A 15,258-nucleotide genomic window follows, 5' to 3' on the forward strand; every position below is an offset into this window, starting at 1 on the left:
TTATGACTTCTTGGCCGGCCGCTCGCCGATGCCTGGCACGGCGCCATAGCTGCGGGTCTCGCCGACGATGATCGGCGCCGGCGCGGGATAGCTGACACGTCCCTGCGGCGTGTCGACCTCGATGCGGCGCAGATGCGGATGATTGGTGAGGTCGGCCATGGTGTTGACCTCGGCAAAGGCGATGTCGGCGTCCGACAGCCGCTTCAACAGTTCGTCGCGCGTCATCTTGCCGAAGATATCTGCGACCGTTTTGTCGGTGAAATCGCGGTTGCGCACGCGCTCGACCATGTTGGCGACGCGCGGATCGGCCGGCAGATCGGGCTGGTCGAGCACCTTGACGCAGAGCGTCTTCCACTCGCGCTCGCTCTGGATCGAGATCAGGATGTCCTTGCCGTCCTTCGAGGTGAACACGCCGTAGGGCGCGATCGAGGGATGGCGCAGGCCCATGCGCTTCGGCGGATTGCCAGCTTCGGAATTGAGCAGCGGCACGGTGCACCAGTCGGCCATCACGTCGAACATCGAGATGCGGATGTCACAGCCCTTGCCGGTGCGCCCACGCGCGATCAGCGCTTCCAGGATCGCAGCATGCGCGGTCGCGCCGGTCGCGACGTCGACGATCGACATGCCGACCCGCGAGGCGCCATCAGGGTTGCCGGTGATGGAGGCAAGGCCGCTTTCGGCCTGGATCAGCAGGTCATAAGCCTTGCGGTGCGCGTAGGGACCCTCGTCACCATAGCCGGTGATCGTGCACGAGATCAGTTTCGGATAGTCGTTCAGCAGCCGTTCGCGCGAAAAGCCGAGCTTGTCCATCGAGCCCGGCTTGAGATTCTGGATCAGCACGTCCGCGCTCGCGATCAGCTTCTCGAGCTCGGCGCAGCCTTCTTTCGTTGCGAGGTCGACCACGGCGGATTGCTTGCCGCGGTTGAGCCACACAAAATAGCTGCTCTGGCCCTTGGCCGCCGCGTCATAGCCGCGGGCGAAATCGCCTTCGGGCCGTTCGATCTTGATCACCTCCGCGCCGGCGTCGGCCAGCCGCGACGAGCAGAACGGCGCCGCGACCGCCTGCTCGACCGCAATCACCCTGATCCCGTCCAATGCTCCCATGATGCGACCTCAGTACGAGCGGGGCATGCCGAGCACGTGCTCGGCGACGTAGGACAGCACCAGGTTGGTCGAGATCGGCGCCACCTGGTAGAGCCGCGTCTCGCGGAATTTGCGCTCGACGTCGTACTCCTCGGCGAAGCCGAAGCCGCCATGGGTCTGGATGCAGGCGTTTGCCGCTTCCCACGACGCATCGGCCGCGAGCATCTTGGCCATGTTGGCTTCCGCGCCGCAGTCGAGCCCGGCTTCGTATTTGCGCGTCGCTTCCTTCACCATCAGCTCGGCCGCGCGCATCGCGGCGTAGGCCTTGGCGATCGGGAACTGGATGCCTTGATTCTGGCCGATCGGCCGGCCGAACACCGCGCGCTCTTTGGCGTAGTTCGTGGCCTTCGCGATGAACCACTTTGCGTCGCCGACGCATTCGGCGGCGATCAGGATGCGCTCGGCATTCATGCCGGAGAGGATGTAGCGGAACCCCTTGCCTTCCTCGCCGATCAGATTTTCCGCCGGCACCTTCATGTCGGTAAAGAACACTTCGGTGGTGGCGTGGTTCATCATGGTGCGGATCGGTCGGATCTCGAGGCCGTTGTTCTTGGCCTCGCGCATGTCGACGATGAAGACCGAGAGCCCGTCCGTGCGCTTCTTGCTCTGCTCCTTCGGCGTGGTGCGCGCCAGCAGCACCATCAGGTCGGAATGCTCGGCCCGGCTGGTCCAGATCTTCTGGCCGTTGACGATGTAGCTGTCGTTGCCTTCCTTGCGCGCAAAGGTCTTCAGCGAAGACGTATCGGTGCCGCTGGTCGGCTCGGTGACGCCGAACGCCTGAAGCCGCAATTCGCCGCTGGCGATCTTCGGCAGGTACTTGGCCTTCTGCTCGTCGTTGCCGTGCCGCAGCACGGTGCCCATCGTGTACATCTGGGCGTGGCAGCCGCCGCCGTTGCAGCCGGCGCGCTGGATCTCTTCGAGGATCGCGGCCGCCGCGGACAGCTTCAGGCCAGCGCCGCCATATTCCTCGGGGATCAGCACCGAGAGATAGCCGGCCTGCGTCAGCGCATCGACGAAGGCCTTGGGATAGGCCATCTCGCGATCGAGCTTGCGCCAGTACTCGCCGGGAAACTGCGCGCAGAGCTTTGCGACGGCTTCGCGGATGTCGGCGTGATCTTCGGTGTGGTGTTCTTCACTCATGGCGTTTCCCGTATCTAGCGGCAGTCAAGATAACGCCGGCCGATCCTCTGGCGTTGTGAAAACATCGCCAGCCCCCTATGCTCATTTGCTATAGCGTATGAAGTAGCCTTCGAGGATTGGCAAGCATGGATTTCCGGCAGCTCAGGACCTTCAGTTGCGTGGCGGAGCTCGGCAGCCTCTCCAAGGCCTCCGACACGTTGCGCGTGGCGCAGCCGGCGCTCTCTAGGCAGATCAAGCTGCTGGAACACGAGTTGCGCACCGAATTGTTCACCCGCAACGGACGCGGCATGGTGCTGACGGAAGCCGGCCGTCTCCTGCTGGCACGCACCTCCGGCATCGTGCGGCAGATCGACCAGATCCGCGACGATATCCAGTCGACCAAGGGGCCGCCGTCCGGCCAGGTCGTGCTCGGCCTGGTTCCGACCGTGAGCTGCGTGCTGTCGGCGCGCTTCGCGCGCCGCTGCGTCGAAAAATTTCCCGGCATTTCGCTGCGCATCGTCGAGAGCTACAGCGGCCATCTGGTCGAATGGCTGCATCGCGGCGAGATGGATCTGGCCATTCTCTACGGCCGCTCCGCCGATCTGCATCTCAACGTGGAGAGCCTCGGCCGCGACAATATCGTCGCGGTTGGCCCGCGCGGCTGCGGCCTCGCGCGCAAGAAGAGCGTCGATGTCGGCTGGCTGCTGCGCCAGCGGCTGGTGCTGCCCAGTCATTCCCACGGTCTCCGCGCGCTGATCGAGCACGCCGCCGCCCAGCGCAAGATCAAGCTCGACGTCCAGCTCGAGGCGGATTCGTTCCGCGTGCTGACGAGCCTCGTCGAGGAAGGCCTCGGCTTCGCGCTGCTGCCGCCCTCGTCGGTCCACGGCGAGGTCGCCGACGGACGGCTGGAGACCGCGCCCGTATCCAAGCCGATGACGCGCGAGCTCATTTTCGCCTCTCCGATCGACCGTCCGGCCTCAACGGCGTCGCTCGCCATCACGACGCTTTTGCGCGAGGAAGTCGCTGCCTGCCGCAAGGAAGGCCTGTGGGACATCAAGTTGAGTTAGATGCACGCGTGTCCTAGAACAGCCGCGCGCCAACTTGCCTTCGCATCTGGCGCGACCTGTCATGCCGGAATTTTATAGCTGGGCTGGACGATGCGTGAGGGGGCGCTCCTGGCCTCACTGTCGGTGTCATTGCCCGCGAAAGCGGGCAATCCAGTATTCCAGAGGCTGCAGTGCTCGAGCCGAGAGGCCGCGGCGTACTGGATGCCCCGCCTTCGCGGGGCATGACAGTGGGGCCTACCCCGGAATCCTCACCGGCAGCGACTCGTAGCCCTTGATGAAGCTCGAATAGATCCGCTTGGGCTCGCCGACCACCTCGATACGGTCGAAGCGCTTCAGCATCTCCTCCCAGACGATCCGCAGCTGCAGCTCGGCCAGCCGCATGCCGACGCAGCGGTGGATGCCGAAGCCGAAGGAGAGATGGGTGCGCGGCCGCGGGCGGTCGATGATGAAGTCGTTCGGCTTCTCGAACATCTCCTCGTCGCGGTTGCCCGAGACGTACCACATCACGACGCGGTCGCCCTTCTTGATATGCTTGCCGCCGATCTCGGTGTCGGCAAGCGCGGTACGCCGCATATGCGCCAGCGGCGTCTGCCAGCGGATCACCTCGGGCACCATGGAATCGATCAGCTCCGGATTGGCGCGCAGCCTGTCGAACTGGTCCGGGTTCTCGCTCAGCGCCAGCACCGAGCCGCTCATGGTGTTGCGCGTGGTGTCGTTGCCGCCGACGATGAGCAGGATGATGTTGCCCATGAGATTGTCGGGGTCCATGAAGCGCGTCGCGTCGTTATGCGCCATCAGCGACAGCAAATCGTTGCGCGGCGCGGAGTTGACGCGCTCGTTCCAGAGCATGGACATGTAGGCGTAGCATTCGTCCATCTCGCGGCGGCGCTCTTCGGCGGAGGCGACGATGCCGCTCTTGGGCAGCGCGGTTGCGACATCGGACCAGCGCGTCAGCTTGCGGCGTTCTTCCCAGGGGAAGTCGAACAGGGTTGCCAGCATCTGCGTCGTCAGCTCGATCGAGACGCGTTCGACGAAATTGAAGGTCTCGTTGCGGGGCAGATTGTCGAGCACGGTCTGCGAGCGCTGGCGGATCAGTTTTGCCAGCTCGTCCAGATGCGTCGGCGTGAACATCGGCGACACCGTCTTGCGCTGCGCCGAATGCTGCGGCTGGTCCATGGCAATGAAGCTCGGCCAGTCATAGCCCTGCGGCACGTCGCGGATCCCGATGCCGCCGAGCGTCGAGTCCGAGGAGAAGATGCCGTGACTGGTGTCGACATGCATGATGTCGTTGTACTTCACCACCGACCAGTACGGCTCGATCGGCGCATTGGTGCAGTAGTGCACCGGCTCTTCCTTGCGCAGCCGCTCGAACCACGGCCACAAGGTGTCGTCCTGGAACAGCCTGGGTGCACCGGGGTGGAATTGCGCCAGCGGCGTCGCATAGGCCTCCTCGCGGGCCCTGCGCATGCGTTCGGCGTTGTCGGTTTTGACCGGAGTCTGGATGTTCATGGTCGTAGCTCCAGTGTTTCTCTTTCTCCCCGCAAGCGGGGAGAGGGAGTGATCTCACGCCGTAATCTTCACCGGCAAGGTTTCAAGTCCCTTTACGAAACTCGAATAGACCCGTTTGGGTTCGCCGACCACGTCGATATGGTCGAAGCGCTTGAGGATCTCTTCCCAGATAATCTTGAGCTGAAGTTCGGCAAGCCGCAAGCCGACGCAACGGTGAATGCCGAAGCCGAAAGAGAGGTGCGTGCGCGGGCGGGCGCGGTCGATGATGAAATCGTAGGGCTTTTCGATCGCTTCCTCGTCGCGGTTGCCCGAGACGTACCACATCACGACCTTGTCACCTTGCTTGATCTGCTTGCCGCGGAACTCGAAGTCGGCAAGTGCGGTGCGCCGCATATGCGCCAGCGGCGTCTGCCAGCGGATCACCTCCGGCACGAAACTGTCGAGCAGGCCGGGGTTCTCGCGCAGCTTGCGATACTGCTCCGGATGCTGGCTCAGCGCGTAGATCGATCCCGACATCGTGTTGCGGGTGGTGTCGTTGCCGCCGACGATCAAAAGGATGAGATTGCCGAGGAAGTTTTTTGCATCCATGTCGCGCGTCGCGGCGCCATGCGCCATCATCGAGAGCAGGTCGCTCTTCGGCGGCTGCTCGATGCGTTCCTTCCACAGCCGCGCGAAATAGCCCGCACATTCGGTCAGCTCGGCCTGCCGCTCGTCTTCGGTCGCGACGAGGCCGTCGGGGCCGGGAATCGTGGTGGCGATGTCAGACCAGCGCGTCAGCTTGCGGCGGTCTTCCCAGGGGAAGTCGAATAGCACCGCGAGCATCTGCGTGGTGAGCTCGATCGAGACCTTGTCGACCCAGTCGAACACCTCGCCGCGGGGCAGATTGTCGAGGCACTCGGCGGAGCGCTCGCGGATGCTGAGCGCGAGATTGTCCAGATGCGTCGGCGTGAACATCGGCGCCACGGTCTTGCGCTGCGCCGCGTGGCGCGGCGGATCCATCGAGATGAAACTCTCGCGGCGCAGGTCCGGGTCGATGTCGCGGATGGTGATGCCGCCGAGCGCGGAGGCCGAGGAGAACACCGAATGGTTGGTCTCGATCTCCATGATGTCGTTGTAGCGCGTCACCGACCAGTACGGCCCGAACATCGAGTCCTTGCAATAGTGCACGGGATCCTCGCGGCGCAGCCGATCGAAATACGGCCAGAACGTATCGGTCCTGAACAACTCGGGATCGCCCGGATCGAACTGCTCCAGCGGCAGTGACGTGGCGCGCGCGCGTAGCTCGTCGAGCTTCGCCGCGCTCTCGATGGTCCCATGCATGACCGCTCTCCCTGACATGAACCGCGCGTTCTCGTTGAATTCTGCGCTGCGGTATTTGATTTGCAATTACAGCCGGTTGTCTGCGTCGGAGCAAGGGAGACTTTTGCCACATCCAACCTTTGCGAGAGGTGGCTAGATGCGTAGCCCGGATGGAGCGGAGCGAAATCCGGGATTCGGGCCGCCATTGGCGCTGTCCCGGATTACGCTCCGCTCCATCCGGGCTACGGATCAGCAACCGTCACGCAGATGTGTCAACGTGATCTCCCGCACCCCCGCGCCTGCGGAATCATGCGAGAAATCGAGGTAAATCGAACCCAGCCATCTTGGGGATCGACCAAATCTCTGATCTATAGTTTGACCGTATCAGGTCCGCACCCCGAGGTTGCCGCCGTGAACGACATGCAATGGGCCCCCATCGGGTCCGAACCCTTACCCCCGCCGCTGCCGCCCACGCGGGTCGACTTCACCGGCAACCGCTCCGAGTTCCGCAAAATGGTCACCAAGGGTGCCATGCTTGAGCTCGTCACCTTCGGCTTCTTCCGGTTCTGGCTGGTCACCGACATCCGCCGTCATTTGTGGACGAACACCGCGGTCGACGGCGATGCGACCGAATACACCGGCCGGGCCAAGGAGCTGCTGGTCGGCTTCCTGTTCGCGCTCGCGATCCTGGTGCCGATCTACCTCGCTTATTTTCTCATCGGCATCGAGTTCGAGCGCTGGCAGGGCTTTGCCTCGACGCCGCTGTTCATCAGCTTCTATGCCTTCGGCCAGTTCGCGATTTTTCGCGCGCGGCGCTATCGCCTGACGCGTACGGTCTGGCGCGGCGTCCGGTTCTGGATGGACGGCTCGGGCTGGGCCTATTCGTTCCGCGCCATGGCGTGGGGCCTGCTGGTGTTCCTCACCCTCGGCCTGGCGCTGCCCTGGCGCGAGGCGTCGCTCGAACGCTACAAGATGCGGCACACCCATTACGGCGATCTCCCCGGCGATTTCGAAGGCGACGGCTGGACCTTCTTCAAGCGCGGCTGGTGGCTGTGGCTCTTGAGCCCGATCGCAATCGTGATCTTCCCGCTCGCCCCGTTCTTCTATGCTGAATTCAAGGCGCGTGAATGGCGCTGGTGGCTCGACGGCATCCGCATCGGCGGTGTCAGCCTGTCCTCGGAGTTGCCGCACAACGCGTTCTACGGCCTGTACTGGAAAGTGATCGGCTGGTGGATGCTGCTTTCGACCATTTTCGCCGCCTATATGGGCGGTGGCGCCTTACTCGTCGTCCAGCTGAGTGGCGTTCCGGCTGATCAGGTCTTCGGCCCCGGAAATGCCGGCAAGAGCATCCCGATGCTGGTCATGATGGTGATCGGCTACTTCGCCGTGGCCCTTGCGATCAACATCGTCATGCGGGTCTATCTGCAGCGCGATCTCTGGGCCAAGGTGCTGGAAACCGTCGAGGTGCACAACATCGGAGCCGCGGCGGATGTATGCGGCAGCGGTGAGCTTGCCAGCGCGCTCGGCGAAGGCTTCGCCGATGGGCTCGATGTCGCGGGATTCTGATCTGTGAGTGAGTTGTCCACCGAGGTTCCGGCGCAGTCCGCCAAGCCGACGATCTTCTTCGACGGCGTGTCGAGCCGCAGGCGGGAGGTGTCGCTGGCGCTCGGTGACGCGCTCGACATCGTCGAGGACGGCGGAGCGCCGGTTCGCTGGACCTATGCCGACATTCGCCGCGCCGACAGTCCGGCCGGGATATTGCGCCTGGCCTCGACATCCGCGCCGCCGCTGGCGCGGCTTGAAATTCGCGACGCCGCGCTCGCCGCCGACGTGACCGCCCGCTGCATGCGTCTCGACGAGCACCAGACGTCGCGCCGCGGTGTCGCAAAGATCGTCGGCTGGTCGGTGGCCGCCGCCGTCTCCATCGTTTGCGTCGTGCTGTTCGGTGTGCCGCTCGCTGCCGACCGGCTCGCGCCGCTGGTGCCCAAGCCGATCGAACGGCGCATCGGCGACGCCTCCGAAGTCCAGGTGAAAACCATCTTCGGCCGCAAGGCGTGCGAAGACCCCGCGGGCAAGGCCGCGTTCACAAAACTGGTCAATCGTCTGCGCGATGCCGCCGGCCTCGACGACGATTCCATGACGGCCGGTGTACTGCCGACCTCGGTGCCGAATGCATTCGCGCTGCCCGGCGGCAAGGTGTACGTGCTGAGGGGCCTGGTCGACAAGGCCGAAAACCCCGACGAGCTCGCCGGCATCCTTGCCCACGAGCTCGGCCATCTCAAGCATTACGACAACATGCGCGGGCTGATCTACAACGGCGGCACATCGTTCCTGATCGGCCTGCTGTTCGGCGACGTCACCGGCTCCTCCGCCGTGATCTTCGCCTCGCGCAGCGTGGTCGAAGCCTCCTATTCGCGCGAGGCCGAGACCGCCGCGGATACGTTCGCGATCGAGATCATGCACAAGCTCGGCCGCTCGCCGAAGCCCGCGGCCGAATTGATGTTCCGCATCACCGGCAAGGAAGGCGGCTCCGGCCTCACCACGATCCTGGCGAGCCACCCGCTCACCGAAGACCGCCTCGCGCGCATGACGAAGGAAGATCGTCCCGCCAGCGGCCCGCCGCTGCTGACGGACAAGGAATGGCAGTCGCTCAAGCTGATTTGCGGCAGCGGGAAGATCTAGAGCGTTTTCGAGCGAAGTGGCGACCGGTTCGCGTGAAGAAAACGCGGCAAAAAAAGAGCTCCGCGCCTACCGCGTCCCGTAAGCGCGGTCGCCGGCATCGCCGAGGCCCGGCAGGATAAAGCCGTTCTCGTCGAGACCTTCATCCACCGCAGCCGTCCAGATCGGAACGTCGGGATGCAGTCCGCGCAGCCGTTCGAGCCCCTCAGGGGCCGCGATCAGGCAGGCGAGGCGGATGTCCCTGGCGCCGCGCTCCTTCAGCCGGTCGATTGCGGCGACGGCCGTGTTGGCGGTGGCGACCACCGGGGTCACCACGATCGCCAGGCGCTCGCTGAGATCGGACGGCGATTTGAAGAAATATTCGACCGCGGCAAAACTGTGCGGCTCGCGGTAGAGGCCGATATGGGCGACGCGCGCGGTCGGCACCAGATCCATCATGCCGTCGACGAAGGTCGTGCCGGCGCGCAGCATCGGCACGAACACCAGCTTCTTGCCGGCGATCTTGGCCGAATGCATCGTCGCCAGCGGCGTCTCGATGACGGTATCGGCGAGCGGCAGATCCCGCGTGATCTCGTAGCACAGCAGCATGCCGATCTCCTTGATCAGCTCGCGGAAGGACTTGGTCGAGATGGACTTGTCCCGCACCAGCGTCAGCTTGTGCTGCACCAGCGGATGATCGACGATCGTGACGCCTTCCATGATGGGATGCTCCTGAAATTCATCGATACGCAATGGGTTACGCTGCGGACGAATGGATTAAAAAACCGTGCCGTCGCTGATCACCTTGAGCGGCGGTGCGCCGTCCGGCCGGCGCGCGAAGGCGATGGCGCGGCCGGCAGCCCAGCTGCCACCTTCGAGAATGCTCGCGAGGGGCAGGGTCTCGGGCGTGCGGCCGAGCCTGGCGCGGATGCTGCCCGCAAGCCGGTCGAGCAGCGCAACGGTGAGCGCGCGCCATTCTACGACGAGCAGGGAATCCACCGCATGCGCGCGCTCGGCATCGCCGCGATCGCGCAGGCGCAGTACCTCGTGATCGACGAACAGGCCGCCATTGCGGTATTCGGCGAGCCCGGTCAGGCCGTCGATGTCGGTGACGTCAAAGCCGGCGCGCTGCAGCGGTTCGATCAGCGAATAGCTCAGCCATTGCGACAGCTTGTGCAGGGGTACGAGGCCTGCCGTTCCGTCGTCCGCCCCGATCGCCGGATGACGCCAGCAATCGCCGAGCGGAATCCCGGCGAGCTCGAGCCGTGACGGCCAGATCGGTCCAAGCTGGTTCAGCACTGCGGACAGGATGGCGGGCGCGGCGACCGCGCCGCCCACAGCCTGTGCCGCGATGTGATCGAACAAGCCGCCTGGCCGCGGCGTATCGTGCAGGCCGAAGATGTCCGCGCGCTCGGCAACCAGCTTGCCCAGACGTCGCAGCAGATCAGTGCGTCCGTCGAGACCGAGCAGCGGATTGACATCGCTCACCTGAAAGGCCGAGGTGAGGGAGGCGAGCGGTAGTTTCGCCAGCACGTCTGCATCGGCCCTGAACGGCGCACGCGCATCGCCGGAGAACAGGCCGCCTGCAAACATGTCGAGGCTTGCGATGGCAAGCCCCTCCGATCGGCCGATACTTTCGCCGGTCACGGCATCGCGATAGCGCCACGTGGCTCCCGCGCCTGCGTCGAGCAGCACGCTGACGATGGCGAGGTCGAACTCCGCGCGCGCACGTGCCGCGCGATCCGGCCACGATACTTCGTCGGCAAGGCCCGCCCAGCGATCGACGCCGCCGAGCACGAAATGCCGCCAGCGGGCATGGAAGGGGATGTCCAACGTCGGATAGGCCTTGCGCGTGACCGCGATCACGGCCTCCGCCACGCCATCCATGCGGTCGAGGTCGATCGTGAAGTGCCGGAGCCCGCCGGCGAGGCCGATCTCGAGCATTTTTGCGGCACGCGCGCGAACCGCTGCTGCACTGAGCAGCGAGCGGGCCTGTTGTTCCAAAACGTCCGCCATCGCGCGATCAGTATTTTTCCAGCGAGCGCCCGACCACGCCGTCCACGTCCTTCTCCGGCGCGATGTCGGTGGTGTAGTAGCCGGCGGCCTTCTTCGCGGCGATCTCGACATGGGCGTCGGCCGGGATCAGCTCCAACGGGATCGGCACGCGCTCGACGATGTCGATGCCTTGCGAGGTCAGCGCGTCGTATTTCATGTCGCTCATCGACAGGAAGCGATCGATGCGCTTCAGGCCGAGCCAGTGGATCGTATCCGGCATCAATTGCTGGAAGCGCGCGTCCTGGACGCCGGCGACGCATTCGGTGCGCTCGAAATAGGCGGCGGCCGCGTCGCCGTCCTCCTGGCGCTTGCGCGCATTGTAGACCAGGAATTTGGTGACCTCGCCGAGCGCGCGGCCTTCCTTGCGGTTGTAGATGACGAGCCCGAGCCCGCCCTCCTGCGCGCCGCGCGCGGATTCCTCGATGCCGTGGATCAGATACGGACGGCAGGTGCAGATGTCGGAGCCGAACACGTCGGAGCCGTTGCACTCGTCATGCACGCGGCAGGTGATCTTGGTGCGGTGGTCCGGCAGTTTTGTCACATCGCCGAACATGTAGACGGTGGTGCCGCCGATCGGCGGCAGGAATACCTTCATGTCCGGCCGCGTCACGAGCTCGGGGAACATGCCGGCGGTCTGCTCGAACAGCGTGCGCCGCAGCTCGGTCTCGCCGGTGCCGAAGCGCGTCGCAAGGCCCGGCAGGTACCAGACCGGGTCGATCGCGATCTTCACCACCGACACGCTGCCATTGGCGTGCACGACCTCGCCGTCGGCGCGCAGCCGTTTTGCGGCGAGCGCCTCGCGGATCTCCGGCAGGTCGAGCCGCGCGCGCGTCACCGCGATGCTTGGACGGATGTCGACGCCCTCGGCGATGTCCTTGCCGAAATTCTCCGCGACGAGATGCCCCCAGGGATCGAGCGCGACGATCTTGTCGGGATCGCGCCATTGCTCGAACGGTCCGATGGTCGCGGCCGGAAAGGTGTTGGTGAGGTCGGGCCGGCGGATCGGATCGAGCGCGCCTGCGGACACCGCGAGCGCCCGGTACATCGCGTAGGAGCCGCCATGGCTGCCGATCACGTTGCGATCCCCAGCGCGCGACACCGTGCCGATGATCGGCCCCCGGGCGCGCGCGTCGGCTGCGCCCCAGTGAATCGGAAACGCGGCCTTTTTGCCCGGCTCCGGGTGGGAGGTCAGGCGGATGTGATCGGTACGGTTCGCGCGGCTCATGTCCAGGCTCCCAAAAAGCCGACGGCCCGCCGCTCGGACGGGCCTGGCTCACCTGCGTTGCCGGTGCCGAACACCGGCGATGCAAGCTCAATCCAACATATTGTAGCGGCTGGCGACGACAGACAAGTTAATGGTACCGCGCCGGGCAGGCGATCATGGCCAAATTCCCGTCATCGACGGGCCGGTCGGGCTCGCCTGGATGCCGCGCCTTCGCCCCGGCCGAACCCTGCTATTCGATCCGCGCGATAGGTCTAAGGATTTGAAATAGTTTTATTTTTTATGTTTTCAAGAGGGTGTCCTGCAAGTTGCGCCACCGCGGTGCCTTGGGCTGGACCGGACCCACATAATCGGACAAATAGGTCGCCTCTCGCTTGGAGACTGCCATGCCCACCGCCAGCTACATCGACCCCCGCAACGGACAGCTCTATCCGCTGGACCAGCCGCGCTGGTGCTCGGATGAGCGCACGCCGCTGCTGGTGACGCCGGGACCAGGCATATCGCGCGCGGACATTGACGGCGCCACGCGCTCGCTCTGGCGCTACCGGGCGGCGCTGCCGGTCGAGATCAAGAAGCCGATCACGCTCGGCGAAGGCTGCACACCGCTGGTCCAGCAGGACTGGGGCGATTTGCGTCCGTTCTTCAAGCTCGAATGGTTCAACCCGACCGGCAGCTTCAAGGACCGGGGCTCTTCGGTGATGCTGTCGTTCCTGCGGCAGATCGGCGTCGACGCGATACTGGAGGATTCTTCGGGCAATGGCGGCTCGTCGATGGCGGGGTTGGGTGCCGCCGGCGGCATGCGCGTGAAGATCCTGGCGCCGGCCTCGACGTCGCCGGCCAAGATCGCGCAGGTGCGCGCCTATGGCGCGACGGTTCAGCTCGTCGAGGGCCCGCGCGAGGAGTCGGAAGCCGAAGCCATCCGCCAGTCGAGCCAGACCTTCTATGCCAGCCACAACTGGCAGCCGTTCTTCCTCGAAGGCACCAAGTCGCTCGCCTATGAAATCTGGGAAGACCTCGGTTTTCGCGCACCCGACAACGTCATCGTTCCCGTTGGCGCAGGCAGCAGCCTCCTCGGTTGCGCCTTCGGCTTCCGCGAGCTGCTGAAAGCCGGGCAGATCGCGAAGCTGCCGCGCCTGTTCGCGGCGCAGCCGCTGAACTGCTCGCCGATCGATGCCAGCTTCAAGGCGGGTGTCGACACGCCGGTCGCCCGCGAGGTGAACAAGACCGTCGCCGAAGGCACCGCCATCAAGAATCCGCTGCGCCTGCGCGAGATCATCGGGAGCTTGCGCGAGAGCGGCGGCGGCACCGTTGCGCTGACCGAGGACGAGATCGTCGCCGCGTTGCGGCGTCTTGCGCGGCAGGGATTGTTTGCCGAACCGACCAGCGCCAGCGCGGCCGCTGCGCTTGAGAAACTCTCCGGCGCCGGATCGATCAAGGCGAACGAGACCACGGTCGCGGTCCTCACCGGCACCGGCCTGAAAGCCGCGACCACCGTCGCCGATCTCGTGCAGTAGGGGCGGAGGAGGCGCGCCGCTTACCCTCCAGGGGAGGGTAAGCAGTACCTCACTCCTTCAAATCATTCACGCGCTTCACCCAGGCGCGCACATCGGCGAGCACTTGGGGCAGCACCGCCCTGACCTCCTGCACGGTCATGCCGGCCTTGATGCGGGGATCGTAGAGCAGGTTGAGGATGTACTGGTCGTAGACGTCGAAATAGCCCATCGACACATTGTCGTTGAACATGGTCCACGGCACGCTCGCGGTGTCGTTGATTGGGCCGAGCGATTGCAGCAGTTCCTCATAGGCGCAGTCGAGGAAGGTGAAATCGCCGTTGTCGACGGTGAGGATCACGTCGGAATGCTCGATCTCGAAATTGTCGTTCTTGCGGAAGCCGGACAGGCATTGCGGATCGAGCGAGGTGCGGATCTCGCGCGCCTTCTCCGCGCCGTAGAAGCTGGAAATCGTCCGAAACAGGTCGCGGTCGCGAACCAGCTTCACCCGCACGTTCGCGGCTTCGCTGGTGTCGATCATGGCGATGTCGAGATGCTGCACGCGCCTGCCGATGTCGGCCACGACCTTGGCGAGCTGCGTCTTGCGGTCGGCGCGCTCGCTCTCGGCGTAGACGCGCACCGGCCCGTCGAATTTCCGGATGCGGTCGACGCGGCCGGCGAGGTGGTATTCGGCGCCGAACGCCGTCTTCAGAAAGCCTTCGACGATCTCGCCGTCGGTGAAGCTCTTCTTCTCGGCGCGCTGGCGCGAGGCGATCGCGGGCAATTCGCCCGCGACGGCGATGGTAGCGGTGTCAGGGGCGAACGCGAAAGTGGCGAGCGCCAGCAGGGCGATGCGAAAGCCTGACGAAGGCGGGGCCAATGCGCTCATTGCGTCCCGACGCTGCCGTATTCGGCAGCGACGCACAAGACCGCATATTCACGCGCCCTGCGGGTTCCCGCAGTTCGCCGACGGCTAGTTGTTGAGCACGACCACCTTGGTGCCGACCGAGACGCGGCTGTAGAGATCGCTGACGTCCTCGTTGGTCATGCGGAAGCAGCCCGAGGACACGGCCTGGCCGATCGTCTCCGGCTCGTTGGAGCCGTGGATGCGGTAGAGCGTCGAGCCCAGATACATCGCGCGCGCGCCGAGCGGATTCTCGATGCCGCCCTTCATGTGGCGCGGCAGGTCGGGCCGGCGGGCCAGCATCTGCGACGGCGGCGTCCAGTCCGGCCATTCCTTCTTGGCGGTGATCCTGTGCACTCCGCCCCAGCGGAAGCCGTCGCGGCCGACGCCGATGCCGTAGCGCAGCGCCTGGCCGTTCTGGAGCACCAGATACAGGCGGCGCTCGCTCGTGTTCACCACGATCGTGCCGGGGGCGTAATTGCCGTTGTACATGATGGTGGTGCGGGGGATCGGGCTAGAGCCGCCGCGGAAGAAGCTCGGGCCGAAGCCCATGATCTCGCGCGAGTCGAACCCCTCGGCGAATGCGCCGCCGGCGGTGGCCGACAGCAGTGCGATGGCGGCAATCGGCGCGGCAAAAAATCGGATCATTGTTTCCCCCAGCAAAAAAATCGGATTCAACTGAAGTTACAGGCCATATTTGCGGGCTTTTCGCAAGCCACGGCCCCGTGAGGGAGATCATCCTTAACGTTTGGCGTTACCAAACCGGCAACCACGCTAATTTGCCTGAAAGCA

13 protein-coding genes are annotated in these 15,258 nt (G+C 64.9%); 4 read left to right on the forward strand and 9 right to left on the reverse strand.

The features are described from left to right. Nucleotides 1–1,104 (reverse strand): CaiB/BaiF CoA transferase family protein, encoded by a 1,104-nt coding sequence (locus tag ABIB99_RS28700; protein ID WP_354178645.1) that lies wholly within the window; start codon nucleotides 1,102–1,104, stop codon nucleotides 1–3. 9 nt (nucleotides 1,105–1,113) lie between these two features. Beyond that, the gene (locus tag ABIB99_RS28705) at nucleotides 1,114–2,283 is read right to left on the reverse strand and encodes an acyl-CoA dehydrogenase family protein (RefSeq protein ID WP_354178647.1); all 1,170 of its coding nucleotides are present in this window, start codon (nucleotides 2,281–2,283) and stop codon (nucleotides 1,114–1,116) included. A 125-nt stretch (nucleotides 2,284–2,408) separates the two neighbouring features. Here ABIB99_RS28705 and ABIB99_RS28710 point away from each other — a divergent pair, with 125 nt between their 5' ends. Beyond that, on the forward strand, nucleotides 2,409–3,329 hold the full coding sequence (locus ABIB99_RS28710; RefSeq protein WP_354178649.1) for a LysR substrate-binding domain-containing protein: 921 nt from the start codon (nucleotides 2,409–2,411) through the stop codon (nucleotides 3,327–3,329). Between the two features lie 234 nt (nucleotides 3,330–3,563). Here ABIB99_RS28710 and ABIB99_RS28715 read toward each other — a convergent pair whose 3' ends face one another. Both ABIB99_RS28715 and ABIB99_RS28720 read right to left on the reverse strand, forming a co-directional pair. Next, nucleotides 3,564–4,838, reverse strand: coding sequence for a cytochrome P450 (locus tag ABIB99_RS28715; protein ID WP_354178651.1), 1,275 nt, complete (start codon nucleotides 4,836–4,838; stop codon nucleotides 3,564–3,566). A 54-nt stretch (nucleotides 4,839–4,892) separates the two neighbouring features. Continuing rightward, nucleotides 4,893–6,158, reverse strand: a complete 1,266-nt coding sequence (locus ABIB99_RS28720; RefSeq protein WP_354178653.1) for a cytochrome P450 — start codon at nucleotides 6,156–6,158, stop codon at nucleotides 4,893–4,895. Nucleotides 6,159–6,548: 390 nt separating this feature from the next. Between ABIB99_RS28720 and ABIB99_RS28725 the strand changes: the two genes are divergently transcribed. Together ABIB99_RS28725 and ABIB99_RS28730 are read left to right on the forward strand one after the other, a co-directional pair. Then, a complete protein-coding gene (locus ABIB99_RS28725) occupies nucleotides 6,549–7,703 on the forward strand; it encodes a YjgN family protein (RefSeq protein WP_502917516.1) in 1,155 nt (384 codons plus the stop codon). Nucleotides 7,704–7,706: 3 nt separating this feature from the next. Beyond that, nucleotides 7,707–8,819, forward strand: coding sequence for a M48 family metallopeptidase (locus ABIB99_RS28730; RefSeq protein ID WP_354121227.1), 1,113 nt, complete (start codon nucleotides 7,707–7,709; stop codon nucleotides 8,817–8,819). Between the two features lie 66 nt (nucleotides 8,820–8,885). On the opposite strand, the gene upp is transcribed toward ABIB99_RS28730, so the two are convergent. The 3 genes from upp to ABIB99_RS28745 are packed head-to-tail and all read right to left on the reverse strand — an operon-like array spanning nucleotide 8,886 to nucleotide 12,075. Then, the gene (gene upp, locus ABIB99_RS28735) at nucleotides 8,886–9,515 is read right to left on the reverse strand and encodes a uracil phosphoribosyltransferase (RefSeq protein ID WP_014492299.1); all 630 of its coding nucleotides are present in this window, start codon (nucleotides 9,513–9,515) and stop codon (nucleotides 8,886–8,888) included. Nucleotides 9,516–9,572: 57 nt separating this feature from the next. After that, complete coding sequence (locus ABIB99_RS28740) at nucleotides 9,573–10,811, reverse strand: URC4/urg3 family protein (protein WP_354178656.1); 1,239 nt, start codon at nucleotides 10,809–10,811, stop codon at nucleotides 9,573–9,575. 7 nt (nucleotides 10,812–10,818) lie between these two features. Beyond that, the gene (locus ABIB99_RS28745; RefSeq protein ID WP_354178658.1) at nucleotides 10,819–12,075 is read right to left on the reverse strand and encodes a GTP cyclohydrolase II; all 1,257 of its coding nucleotides are present in this window, start codon (nucleotides 12,073–12,075) and stop codon (nucleotides 10,819–10,821) included. Between the two features lie 383 nt (nucleotides 12,076–12,458). Here ABIB99_RS28745 and ABIB99_RS28750 point away from each other — a divergent pair, with 383 nt between their 5' ends. Continuing rightward, nucleotides 12,459–13,586 carry a threonine synthase gene (locus ABIB99_RS28750; RefSeq protein WP_063985418.1) on the forward strand — a complete coding sequence of 376 codons (1,128 nt, stop codon included), beginning with the start codon at nucleotides 12,459–12,461 and terminating at the stop codon, nucleotides 13,584–13,586. Nucleotides 13,587–13,635: 49 nt separating this feature from the next. On the opposite strand, the gene ABIB99_RS28755 is transcribed toward ABIB99_RS28750, so the two are convergent. Continuing rightward, the gene (locus ABIB99_RS28755; protein ID WP_063985417.1) at nucleotides 13,636–14,451 is read right to left on the reverse strand and encodes a DUF2927 domain-containing protein; all 816 of its coding nucleotides are present in this window, start codon (nucleotides 14,449–14,451) and stop codon (nucleotides 13,636–13,638) included. Nucleotides 14,452–14,535: 84 nt separating this feature from the next. Beyond that, nucleotides 14,536–15,114, reverse strand: coding sequence for a L,D-transpeptidase (locus ABIB99_RS28760; protein ID WP_063985416.1), 579 nt, complete (start codon nucleotides 15,112–15,114; stop codon nucleotides 14,536–14,538). Nucleotides 15,115–15,258 lie beyond the last annotated feature (144 nt).

Origin of the sequence: Bradyrhizobium sp. LA6.1 (assembly GCF_040547805.1) — a bacterium.
GTDB lineage: Bacteria > Pseudomonadota > Alphaproteobacteria > Rhizobiales > Xanthobacteraceae > Bradyrhizobium > Bradyrhizobium barranii.

Bases quoted from the DNA above. Each gene is read 5' to 3' on its own strand.
- ABIB99_RS28705 (WP_354178647.1), bottom strand. From the start codon at position 2,283: ATGAGTGAAGAACACCACACCGAAGATCACGCCGACATCCGCGAAGCC.
- ABIB99_RS28700 (WP_354178645.1), bottom strand. From the start codon at position 1,104: ATGGGAGCATTGGACGGGATCAGGGTGATTGCGGTCGAGCAGGCGGTC.
- ABIB99_RS28755 (WP_063985417.1), bottom strand. From the start codon at position 14,451: ATGAGCGCATTGGCCCCGCCTTCGTCAGGCTTTCGCATCGCCCTGCTG.
- ABIB99_RS28750 (WP_063985418.1), top strand. From the start codon at position 12,459: ATGCCCACCGCCAGCTACATCGACCCCCGCAACGGACAGCTCTATCCG.
- ABIB99_RS28710 (WP_354178649.1), top strand. From the start codon at position 2,409: ATGGATTTCCGGCAGCTCAGGACCTTCAGTTGCGTGGCGGAGCTCGGC.
- ABIB99_RS28740 (WP_354178656.1), bottom strand. From the start codon at position 10,811: ATGGCGGACGTTTTGGAACAACAGGCCCGCTCGCTGCTCAGTGCAGCA.
- ABIB99_RS28715 (WP_354178651.1), bottom strand. From the start codon at position 4,838: ATGAACATCCAGACTCCGGTCAAAACCGACAACGCCGAACGCATGCGC.
- ABIB99_RS28760 (WP_063985416.1), bottom strand. From the start codon at position 15,114: ATGATCCGATTTTTTGCCGCGCCGATTGCCGCCATCGCACTGCTGTCG.
- ABIB99_RS28745 (WP_354178658.1), bottom strand. From the start codon at position 12,075: ATGAGCCGCGCGAACCGTACCGATCACATCCGCCTGACCTCCCACCCG.
- upp (WP_014492299.1), bottom strand. From the start codon at position 9,515: ATGGAAGGCGTCACGATCGTCGATCATCCGCTGGTGCAGCACAAGCTG.
- ABIB99_RS28720 (WP_354178653.1), bottom strand. From the start codon at position 6,158: ATGCATGGGACCATCGAGAGCGCGGCGAAGCTCGACGAGCTACGCGCG.